We start from the raw sequence: 10,388 nt of genomic DNA on the forward strand, positions 1-10,388 counted from the left end.
GAGGTTTATAAGGGACAGGTGTCGGGGGCGGCGAGTAGTGGTGGCGTGGCGTCGTGACCGGCGGCCGGCGCTGGCGTGGCGTCGGGAGCGTCGGTCGCCTCGTCCCCGGTCGCCCGCCCCGCCGAGCCGGCTCCGGGGGCGGGTTCGGCGGCCCGGGTCGGGACGCCGGCGGGAAGGTCGACCGCGCCGGTCGCGGTGGGCGGCGGGCTGGCCGTGCCCTCGGCGCCGCCCGGTTGCGCGGCGGAGCGGGGCCTGCGGGTGCGCACGGGCTTGGCGGCCGGCCGGTCGGTGCCGGCTGCCGCCGGTGTGGCATCGACGCGGCCATCCGCGACCGGCGCGGTGGCAGCCTCGGCCGGGGACGTGGGCTCGTCGTGCACCGGTTCGCCGGCCGGGGCGACGGTCGAGGGGGCGGCCGGATCGCCCGACTGGTCCGGCGGCGGCGGTGGCACCTCGCCGGCGGAGGGGGCGGCTCCCTGGGCCGCGGTGCCGGCGTCCGCGCTGACCGGACGCGTCCCGACCACGTCGGCGGTGGCCGGTCGGTCCGCTTCGGCGGTGGCGGCCGGTCGGTCCGCTTCGGCGGAGGTCGGCGACGGCGTGCTCGCCTTGGCGGCCGTCGGTCGGTCCGCTCCGGTGCTGGTCGGCGACGGCGCGCTCGTCCCGGCCGCCGTCGGCGTCGGGTGGGCCGTCGCGGCGGGAGCGGCGCCCGGCACCGGCCAGTCCCAGTGCGCCGGAGTGGTGCCGGCGGCCGGCCCGCCCGCCGTGCCAGGGCCGGCATCCCCGGGCCGGCCGCCGGCCGCCTGCCCGGCGGCGGCGAGGTCGACCGTCTCCGACTCGTCGCCGGCGCGGTCCGCGGACCGTGTCGCGGCCGTCGGCAGCGTCGGGCCGGCGGGCAGCGAACGCAGGATGTCGGTCGGCTCGATGGCCCCGGTGTCGGCGCCGTGCGGGACGAGGGGCCAGCGCAGCAGCGTGGCGGCGGCCGAGCCGAGCGCGCCGGCGGCCACCGCGATGAGCGCGCCGTAGTACGGCGTCGTCTGGTAGCGGTCCACCACGTCACCCGGGCCGGCGGTCAGGTAGGCGAAGGCCACCAGCACCGGGCCCGCCACTCCGGTCGCGCCGCTGACAAGCGGCGGGTGCCCGCGCCAGCGGGCCAGTCCGCCGGTCGCCGCGCCGGCCAGCAGGGCCAACAGGGGCGGCACCACCAGCGACAGCCGCTGGGCCGCGCCGGCGTCCAGCCAGGACGGTTCCAGCACCCCCAGCCGTACGGTGGGCAGCGGGCCGGTGGCGACGAGCGTCGGCGCCACCGAGATCAGCGCCACCAGCCAGACCGCGCCGGCGACCAGTGCCATGTTCCAGCCCACCGGAGGCCTGACCAGCACCGCGAGCGCGGCGCCCGCGCCGAGCACCGCGCCGAGGATCGCGCAGATGCCGACGGCCCAGACCGGGTCCACCGAGATGAGCTCGGCGGCCCGGGCGGGCTGCATGCACAGGGGGGCGACGACGGTGGCGCCCGCCGCCGCGGCGGTGGCGACGGCGAGCTGGCGGCCGGTGCCGGCCAGCAGCCCGTCCCGCCGGGCCACGCGTTCGGTGAGGACGGCACCGACCACGGCGGCGTTCGCCGCGAACCACCCGACCCAGACGAGCTGGGCCGGCCACTGGTTGACGGTGCCGCCGGTGAAGGTGCCGGTGAGCCGGACGATGCCGAAGCCGAACGCGATGCCGAGCTGGCCGGCCCCGGCCAGCAGGCTCACCCCGAGCGCCGTGAGCAGCAGTCTGCCCCAGGTCCGAAAGGCCATGAACGGCACGTTACGCACCTGCCGGGCCGGTCGCCACCGGCACGCCGCAAGCGGCGTCGAGCACCCTGCCAGCGGTTACTTCAGCTCAACCAGCCGCGCCAGGTACGTGGTGCCGCCGACGTTGGTGAGCATGTGAACGGCGCCCGGGTCGCGGTAGACCACGCCGCCGGTCGGCTCGTCCGCGTCGATCCGGGTGCCGTCGACCGTCTGCACCACGTTCTTCGCGCCCTGGACCGCCACCACCAGGTACGGGTGGTCGTGCCGGTGCAGCGGCTGCGACTCGCCCGGCTCCAGCCGGATGTGCCAGACCCGGACCCGGTCGTTCTCGAACACGATCTCCTGGCCGACCGGCCCGAGTTCACGTTCGTCGATGATGTCGGTCATCGGTCTCCGTTCAGCTGGGGGAGCACCTCGGCGGCGATGAGCTCCAGGTGGTCGAGGTCGGCGAAGTCGATCAGCCGTAGGTGAACCCGGGTGGTGCCGATCGCGGCGAACTCGCCGATCCGGTCGACCAGCTGCGCGGGCGAGCCGACCACCGGGTCCTCCGGGGGCAGGGCGCTCTTGGCGTGCAACGGCGCGGCCCGGTGGCGCGCCTCGGCGTCGGTGCGGCCGATCGCCACCACGATCCCGGCGGAGAGCACCAGCGGGGCGCGCCCGCGCTCCGTCCGCCCGACGCGGTCGCTGGCCTCCCGCGCCCGCCCGTACGCCGCGGCGGTCTCCTCGACCGACTTGAACGGCATGTTGAACTCGTCGGCGTACCGGGCGGCCAGCTCCGGGGTGCGCTTCGGGCCGCGCCCGCCGATGATCACCGGCGGCCCGGGTACCTGCACCGGCTTCGGCAGCGCGGGGGCGTCCACGAGCCGGTAGTGCTCACCGGTGTGGCTGTATGTCCCGCCGGGCGGGGTCCGCCACAGCCCGGCGATCACCTCCAGCTGCTCGGCCAGCCGGTCGAACCGCTCGCCGACCGCCGGGAACGGGATGCCGTAGGAGGTGTGCTCGCGCTCGTACCAGCCGGCGCCGATGCCCAGCTCGACCCGGCCGCCGCTCATCTGGTCGACCTGCGCCACCATCATCGCCAGCGGGCCGGGCAGCCGGAAGGTCGCCGAGCTGACCAGCGTGCCGAGCCGGATCCGGCGGGTCTCCCGGGCCAGCGCGGCGAGCGTCAGCCAGGCGTCCGTCGGGCCGGGCAGCGCCGGCTCCTCACCCATCGACTGGTAGTGGTCGGCGCGGAAGAAGCCCTCGTACCCGGCGGCCTCCACCAGCCGGGCGAAGCGGAGCTGGTCGTCGTAGCTGGCGCCGCGGTGCGGTTCGGTGAACACGGAAACCCGCACGCTCATCGTCCTTCCGCGCCGGTCGCCGCCGGCAGGTCCCGTTCCATCAGCAGCTCGTGCAGGTCGGCGCTGATCCGGGCGACGTCCGCCAGGTGCGCGTGGCGGCCGAGGGTGCGCGGCCGGGGGATGCTCACCTCGACGACCTTGCGGATCCGTCCCGGGCGCGGACTGAGCACCACCACCCGGTCGGCCAGCAGCACCGCCTCGTCGATCGAGTGGGTGACGAAGACGACGGTGGCGCCGTTCTCCATGTGCACCCGCTGGAGTTCGCCGGAGAGTTCCTCCCGGGTGAGCGCGTCCAGCGCGGAGAAGGGCTCGTCCATCAGCATCACCCGGGGCTCGCCGATCAGCGACCGGCACAGCGACACCCGCTGCTGCATGCCGCCGGAGAGCTCGTGCGGCAGCCGCTTCTCGAAGCCGCCCAGCCCGGCGAGGTCGAGCAGCTGCCGGGCCCGGTGGCGGTGCTTCGCCCGCTTCCAGCCGAAGATCTCCACCGGCAGCAGGACGTTGTCCAGTACGGTGCGCCAGGGCAGCAGGGCCGGTCGCTGGAAGAGCATCGCGATGTCCCGGCGGGGCCGGGTGACCGGCGTACCGGCCACGGTGATCTCGCCGTCGGTCACCGGGAGCAGGCCGGCGACCAGCCGCAGCAGCGTGGACTTGCCGCAACCGGAGCGGCCGAGCACCGCGACGAACTCGCTCTCGGCGACGTCGAGGTCGATGCCGCGCAGCGCCTCGACCCGGCCACTGCGGCCGTCGAAGGTACGGGAGACCCCGGACAGTCGGATCATCTCCGGCGGCCTCCTGAGTCGGCGGTCAGCGATTCGTGGGAAAGGCTATCGGTCTGCTGCTCAGTCGCACCGTCCGGGGTGGACGTCAGTTTGTATCCGTTCCGCAACCCGATACGCCTGGCATCGCAAAGGTGGGCTTCTCGTACGCTGTGCCCGCGAAGAGTCCCCTCACGACGGTGGTGTCGGCTTCCCCTCCGCCGACGCCGCCAGACAACCCCTCCGGTGGCCCTGCCGGTCCCGGTCGGAAAGGACATGGTGCACTGATGAGAAGGCTGACCCGTACGGTCGTGACGGCCGCGCTGGCCACCGCCCTCGCCCTGGTCTCCGCCTGCAGCGGCGGCTCGGACTCCGGGAACGACGCGAAGGCCCCCGAGGGCGCCGCGCTGGAAAAGGTGACGTACCTCACCTCGTTCGGTAACTTCGGCCGTGACTCCTACGCCTGGGTGGCGAAGGAGAAGGGCTTCTTCAAGGACGCCGGCTTCGACGTCGAGATCAAGGCCGGCCAGGGCACCGGCGCGGTCATCCAGACGATCGTCGGTGGCCAGGCCCAGTTCGGCCCGATCGACCTGACCGGCGGCCTGCTCCAGCTCGGCAACGGCCAGGCCAAGGACTTCGTCGCCGTCGCCGCGATCCAGCAGCGCACCATGGCCGGTATCGCCACCGTCGAGGGCAAGGGCATCGCCTCGCCGAAGGACCTGGAGGGCAAGAAGCTCGCCGACACCCCCGGCTCCGTGGTCCGCAACCTCTTCCCGACGTACGCCCGGATGGCCGGCGTGGACGCCAGCAAGGTCACCTGGGTCAACGGCGAGGCGCAGACCCTGATGGGCACGCTCGCCTCGGGCTCGGTGGACGGCATCGGCCAGTTCGTCGTCGGCCAGCCCACCATCGAGGCGGTGACCAAGAAGAAGGCCGTCATGTTGCCGTACAGCAACGTGATGCAGGACCTGTACGGCAACGTGCTGATCACCTCGTCGAAGATCGCCAAGGAGAAGCCGGACATGGTCAAGCGGTTCACCGCCGCCCTCATGAAGGGTCTGGAGTACAGCCTGGCCAACCCGCAGGAGGCGGCCGACATCCTGAAGAAGAACGTGGATGCCACCAACCCGGCCGCGGCCGCCGCCGAGCTCCAGCTGATGGCCGGCTACGTCCGGTCCAGCAACTCCGGCACCCAGCTCGGCACGCTGGACAGCGGCCGGGTGGCCAAGAGCATCGCGATCCTGCAGGGTGCCGGCGCCCTCAAGCAGAACATCACCCCCGACCAGATCATCGACTTCGGCCTCGCGCCGAAGGCCTGACCCGGTCCGCCCGTGCCCCCGTACCGGCCCAGGGCCGGATTTCTCCAGGAGGATCAGATGACCGACGTCCGCGCGCCGGAGCCGGCGGTGACGGCCGCCCCGCCCCCGCCCGACGCCTCCGGGCCGGGCCGGCGCGCCGGGGCCGGGGAACGCCTGTGGGGTGGCGCCACCGCGGTGCTGCTGCCGGCCGCCGGCCTGCTGGTCGCACTCGGCACGTGGTGGCTGGTGGCCCGGCTGGAACTGGTGCATCCGGCCGCGCTGCCGCCCCCGGGTGAGGTGCTGACCGCGTTCGTGGACAAGCCGGCCCGGATGCTGGAGCACACCGGGGACAGCACGCTGGAGATCCTGGTCGGGTTCGCGCTCTCCGCCGTGGCCGGTGTGCTGCTGGGCCTGGCGCTGGCCGCGTCGCGGACGGTGGAGCGGATGTTCACTCCGCTGCTGGTCGCGGTCAACGCGGTCCCCAAGATCACCCTTGGTCCGCTGCTGGTGGTCGCCTTCGGCTGGGGGCAGAAGCCGATCCTGACCATGGTCTTCCTGCTCTGCTTCTTCCCGATCGTGCTCTCCACCGCGACCGGGCTGACCACCACCCCGGCCGACCTCGCCGAGTTGGCCCGCTCGTTGAACGCCTCGCGCTGGCAAGCGTTCCGCAAGGTGCGCTTCCCGGCCGCGCTGCCGCAGATCTTCGTCGGGCTCAAGGTGGCCATGCCGCTGGCCGCCATCGGCGCGGTGATCGGGGAGTTCCAGGCCGGCGAGGGCGGCCTCGGCTACGTCATCCAGCAGTACGCAGGCATCGGCGACACCGCCACCGCCTGGGCCGCGATCATGCTGGTGGCGCTGGTCAGCATCCTGCTCTACAGCGCCCTGATACTGGTCGAACGCCTCGCGCTGCCCTGGCTCCGCGAGACCACCAGCAGCCGCTGACGCCCCCGGACACGCAGATCACCCACGCACAAGCCCGGGCCGGCCCCCACGACGGGGCCGGCCCGCGCCACGACGGGGCTGAACCCCGTCGTGGCGGTGTGACCGCACCGGGGGCGGCGGGGTCAAGCCCGGAGCCGGGACCCGGGCCCACAGCCGGCCGCGCAGCCCTCGACGAGGGCCGCCGCTCAGCCTGCCAACCGCCAGCGCCCGTTGCGGGCCACCAGCGTGGTGAGCGCCTGCGGCATCAGGCCGGAGTGGTTGTCCGGGGTCATCCGGATCGGCCCGGAGAGGCCGTCCAGCTGGGAGGTCTCCAGCACGTCGCGGATGCCGTCCCGGTTCACCCGGCCGGGCTCGCCGCCGCTTCGCAGCTCGGCGTCGGCGATGAGCTGTACGGCGTCCGCCGCGAAGGACGAGGAGCCGTGGTAGCCGCCGAAGCGGGCGGTGTAGTCCTGGAACCACTGCCGGCGGGCGGCCTTCGCCGGGGTGGTGGCGATGACGTCGTCGATCACCATGGTCTGGGTGAAGACCAGCGTGGCCCGTTCGGTGGCCCGGGACGCGGCGCCGAGGAAGAGTTCGCCGGCCGCCGCGGCGTCGAGGAAAAGCGCCCCGTCGAAGCCGGCCTGCTGCGCCGCGGTGGCGGTGAGCGTCGCCTGCTCCGGCGGGGTCCAGACGACCAGGCCGTCCGGCTCGCCCGCGGTCAGCGCCGCGACCTGCTGGCCGACCTCGGTGTCCGTGCCGCGCACCGACTCCGCGCGGACCAGCCGGATGCGGGCCTTGTCGAACTCGCTGCGCAGCGCGGCCAGCCCTTCGCGGCCGTAGTCGTCGGCGCTGTGCAGCACCCCGACCTTGCGGATTCCCTTGCGCCGCAGTTCGGAGGTGAGGGCGGCGGCGCTGTCGGCGGCGTTCGGGGCCAGTTTGAACACGTACCGGCGCTCGGCGACCGGGTCGGCCACCGCGCCGGACGGGGCGAGCGCGATGGTGGGAATGCGCTTTTCGTTGATGGTCCGGACGGCGCCGACCGCGCATTCGTTGCAGCCGCCCATGATGATCGCGCTGACCCGGGAATCGTTGCTGAAGTCACCGATGTTGCGCAGTGACTCGCTCGCGTCGGACCGGTTGTCCTTCACCGTGAGTTCGATCCGCCGGCCGTTCAGCGCGCCGGAGGAGTTCAGCTGCTCGATCTTCAGTTCCAGGGCACGCTGGTACGCCTTGCCCACCGGCGCCGCCGCGCCGGAGAGTTCGAGGTCCGCTGCGATGACGATGGGACTCGTGTCTCCCTCGTCCGCGCTGAACTGGCAGCCGGTGAGCGTGGCGGCCAGGACGGCCGATGCGAGCGCCGCCGTGCTCGCGGAACGGATGGGGCTCAACTCAGTCCTCCAGATGCGGCGCGGGCGCTGCCCGGTCACCGCCGGTTGTCCGTCCTCTGTGGAGTGACGGGATGGTCTGCCGTACGGTGTGCGAAGCCTGCAAAACCTTGCCAACGCTGGGCGCTGCGGTCAAGCGCGGCTGGGGGGACGCGTTTCGGGACGCGTGTCCCACATGCTGGGGTCACGAGAAGTTTGCAAATGGTCACGCTGCGATACGGATGGCCACCCGGGAGTTACATGCCCTGTTCACGGGCGTGAGGAAATGAAGGTACTAGGTGATCGGAACGCGAGTTGGATGCCGTCCGACCGTTTCCTGCCTCACTGCGGCTTCCCAAAGATGTTCTTGTCTGATGAAATCGCGGCCGTGCCGCGCGTGGCGCTGTCCGTCGCACCAGGCACGAGTCGGCGGGTCAGGCGTGGAAGAAACGACGGAGGCGATGTCGTGAGCACCGGACCGACGACCCTGCCCGCGAGCCTGCCCGCGAGCGGTATGACCGATGAACCGAAGCGCCGCCGACTGCCCCGGCTGCGGGACGCCCGGATCCGGTCCAAGCTCGCGCTGATCCTGGTCGTGCCGGTGGCCGCGGTGATCGCCCTCGCCACCGTCCGGCTGATCTCCGTCGGTGAGGGCGCCTACGACGCCACCCAGGCCCGGTCGCTCACCGCGCTCTCCATCGACATCTCCGCGCTGACCCAAGACCTGCACGCCGAGCGGATGGCGGCGGCCGCCTACCTGGCCACGCCGCAGCAGCCGGCCGACGCGTTCAACCTCCGGGTCCGCCAGACCCAGCAGCGGATCGACGCGTACCGCGCGGAGCGCGAGCGCATCGGCGACGTGCCGCCGGCGGTCCGGGACCGGCTGGCGTCCATCGATGACCACCTGGAGACGCTGGACAGCACCCGGCAGGAGGTGCTGGACCGCCGGCAGATGGCGGTCGCCGAGGCGTCGCTGCGCTACGGCGTCATCCTCGCCGACCTGGTCGGGTACGGCGACGGGCTGGCCCAACTGCCCGGCGAGGAGCGGCTGGCGGACGCCCGGCGGGCGGTGGCCGCCTTCGCCCGGGCCAAGGCGGCGGTCGCCGAGGAGCAGTCGGTCGCGTTCACCGCGCTCAGCGCCGGCCAGCTTGACGACGAGCAGTTCTCGTCCTTCGTGGCCACCCAGACCGGGCGGCAGGAGGCGCTGCTGGCGTTCTCCCTGGCCGCCGACCCGGACCAGCTCGCGCTGGTGGAGAGCACCGTCTCCGGCGACGCCGTGACGCTCGCCGACCGGGTGGCCGCCGACATCACCCGCTCGGTCGGGCAGCGCCCGCTGGTCGGCGCCCAGGACGCCACCGCCGCCATCGGCGCGGTCAACGACCTGATGCGGTGGGCCGAGATCCGGCTGCTCGACGACCTCTTCGCCCAGGCCGACCAGGCCCGTTCGGACGTCATCCGGCAGGCCGTCGTCGAGTCGGGGCTGGTGCTGCTGACCCTCCTCGTCGCGGTGACGCTCGCGGTGGTGCTCGCCCGCTCGCTCAACCACTCACTGCGCCGGCTGCGCGAGGGCGCCCTCTCCGTGGCCAACCACGACCTGCCGGACGCGGTGAAGCGGCTGCAGAACATCGACAACGTCGGCGACGGCGGGGTCGACGAGATCGTCCGGCAGGTGCGGGACCCGATCAAGCTGACCAACCGCGACGAGGTCGGCCAGGTGGCGCTCGCCTTCAACGTGGTGCACCGCGAGGCGGTCCGAGTCGCGGCCGAGCAGGCCGCCCTGCGTACCAGCGTCTCGGCGATGTTCCTCAACCTGGCCCGGCGCAGCCAGACCCTGGTCGACCGGATGATCGGCGAGCTGGACGCGATCGAGCGCGGCGAGGAGGACCCGAAGCGGCTGGCCCAGCTCTTCGAACTGGACCACCTGGCCACCCGGATGCGCCGCAACGACGAGAACCTGCTGGTCCTGGCCGGGGCCGACTCGGCCGTGCCGCGTCGCGACGACGCGCTGCTGGTGGACGTGCTGCGGGCCGCGCAGTCCGAGGTGGAGCTGTACAACCGGATCGAGTTCGGCACCGTCGACACCGACATCTCGGTCGCCGCGCACGCGGTCAACGACGTGGTCCGGCTCGTGGCCGAGCTGCTCGACAACGCCACCCGCTTCTCGCCCCCGAACACCACGGTGGTCGCCGACGGCCGGCGGATCCGCGACTACGTTCTGATCCAGGTGGAGGACCGGGGCCTCGGCCTGAGCGACGAGCAGCTCGACTCGCTCAACCGCCGCCTCGCCGCCCCGCCGAGCGTCGACGTCGCGGCGTTCCGGCTGATGGGTCTGGCCGTGGTGAGCCGGCTCGCCGCCCGCTACGGCATCCGGGTGGAACTGCGCCGCAACGTGGAGGGCGGCACCGTCGCCCAGGTGACCCTCCCCACCGCCACGGTGGTGCTGCCCACCGGACGGGGCCGGGAGCAGGCCCTCATCCGGCCGCGGCAGCCCCTCGCGGTCGAGCAGACGCCGCTGACCCCGGTCGGTCTCGCCGAGCCGCTCGCCGGCGCGCGCACCGCCGCGGCCACCCTCACCGACCAGTGGCGCGCCGACCGGGCCGCCGCCCCGGCCCCCTGGCAGCCGCCGGAGCAGGCGCGGGACACCACGTCCGTGGTGCAGGCCGGCGGCCCGACCGGAGCCCAGCCGACCGTCGCTCCGCCCAGCCGGGCCTTCCCCGGCGGCGATGACCGCTCCCTCGGCCAGCGCGGCCTCGATCCGCTGCCCCGGCGCGGCTCCGGCGCGGAGCAGGCCGAGTTCGGCACCGTCGACACCGACATCTCGGTCGCCGCGCACGCGGTCAACGACGTGGTCCGGCTCGTGGCCGAGCTGCTCGACAACGCCACCCGCTTCTCGCCCCCGAACACCACGGTGGTCGCC

The 10,388-nt window shown here is 73.5% G+C and carries 8 protein-coding genes; 3 read left to right on the top strand and 5 right to left on the bottom strand.

Annotated features, from left to right (window positions below):
- Window positions 1–5: 5 nt before the first annotated feature.
- The 4 genes from C1I99_RS33455 to C1I99_RS23930 form a co-directional block, all read right to left on the bottom strand.
- Complete coding sequence (locus C1I99_RS33455) at window positions 6–1,793, bottom strand: hypothetical protein (RefSeq protein WP_199562370.1); 1,788 nt, start codon at window positions 1,791–1,793, stop codon at window positions 6–8.
- A gap of 75 nt (window positions 1,794–1,868) precedes the next feature.
- Complete coding sequence (locus C1I99_RS23920; protein WP_111136453.1) at window positions 1,869–2,177, bottom strand: cupin domain-containing protein; 309 nt, start codon at window positions 2,175–2,177, stop codon at window positions 1,869–1,871.
- Complete coding sequence (locus tag C1I99_RS23925; RefSeq protein ID WP_111136454.1) at window positions 2,174–3,124, bottom strand: LLM class F420-dependent oxidoreductase; 951 nt, start codon at window positions 3,122–3,124, stop codon at window positions 2,174–2,176. Before C1I99_RS23925 ends, C1I99_RS23920 begins: the two co-directional genes overlap by 4 nt.
- A gap of 2 nt (window positions 3,125–3,126) precedes the next feature.
- The gene (locus C1I99_RS23930) at window positions 3,127–3,912 is read right to left on the bottom strand and encodes an ABC transporter ATP-binding protein (protein ID WP_111136455.1); all 786 of its coding nucleotides are present in this window, start codon (window positions 3,910–3,912) and stop codon (window positions 3,127–3,129) included.
- A 263-nt stretch (window positions 3,913–4,175) separates the two neighbouring features.
- Here C1I99_RS23930 and C1I99_RS23935 point away from each other — a divergent pair, with 263 nt between their 5' ends.
- Window positions 4,176–5,207 (top strand): ABC transporter substrate-binding protein, encoded by a 1,032-nt coding sequence (locus C1I99_RS23935; protein ID WP_111136456.1) that lies wholly within the window; start codon window positions 4,176–4,178, stop codon window positions 5,205–5,207.
- 57 nt (window positions 5,208–5,264) lie between these two features.
- Entirely contained in the window at window positions 5,265–6,128 is an 864-nt protein-coding gene (locus C1I99_RS23940; RefSeq protein ID WP_111136457.1) for an ABC transporter permease, read from the top strand.
- A gap of 185 nt (window positions 6,129–6,313) precedes the next feature.
- Here C1I99_RS23940 and C1I99_RS23945 read toward each other — a convergent pair whose 3' ends face one another.
- Window positions 6,314–7,495 carry an ABC transporter substrate-binding protein gene (locus tag C1I99_RS23945; RefSeq protein ID WP_111136458.1) on the bottom strand — a complete coding sequence of 394 codons (1,182 nt, stop codon included), beginning with the start codon at window positions 7,493–7,495 and terminating at the stop codon, window positions 6,314–6,316.
- Window positions 7,496–7,937: 442 nt separating this feature from the next.
- Here C1I99_RS23945 and C1I99_RS23950 point away from each other — a divergent pair.
- Window positions 7,938–10,388: sensor histidine kinase (locus C1I99_RS23950; protein WP_146604036.1), on the top strand; the 2,451-nt coding region annotated here is incomplete at its 3' end.

The sequence above is a fragment of the Micromonospora deserti genome (genome assembly GCF_003236335.1).
Taxonomy (GTDB): Bacteria; Actinomycetota; Actinomycetes; order Mycobacteriales; family Micromonosporaceae; genus Micromonospora; species Micromonospora deserti.

Excerpts from the sequence above, each read along its gene's own strand:
- C1I99_RS23920 (WP_111136453.1), bottom strand. The coding sequence starts at position 2,177 with ATGACCGACATCATCGACGAACGTGAACTCGGGCCGGTCGGCCAGGAG.
- C1I99_RS33455 (WP_199562370.1), bottom strand. The coding sequence starts at position 1,793 with ATGGCCTTTCGGACCTGGGGCAGACTGCTGCTCACGGCGCTCGGGGTG.
- C1I99_RS23935 (WP_111136456.1), top strand. The coding sequence starts at position 4,176 with ATGAGAAGGCTGACCCGTACGGTCGTGACGGCCGCGCTGGCCACCGCC.
- C1I99_RS23930 (WP_111136455.1), bottom strand. The coding sequence starts at position 3,912 with ATGATCCGACTGTCCGGGGTCTCCCGTACCTTCGACGGCCGCAGTGGC.
- C1I99_RS23940 (WP_111136457.1), top strand. The coding sequence starts at position 5,265 with ATGACCGACGTCCGCGCGCCGGAGCCGGCGGTGACGGCCGCCCCGCCC.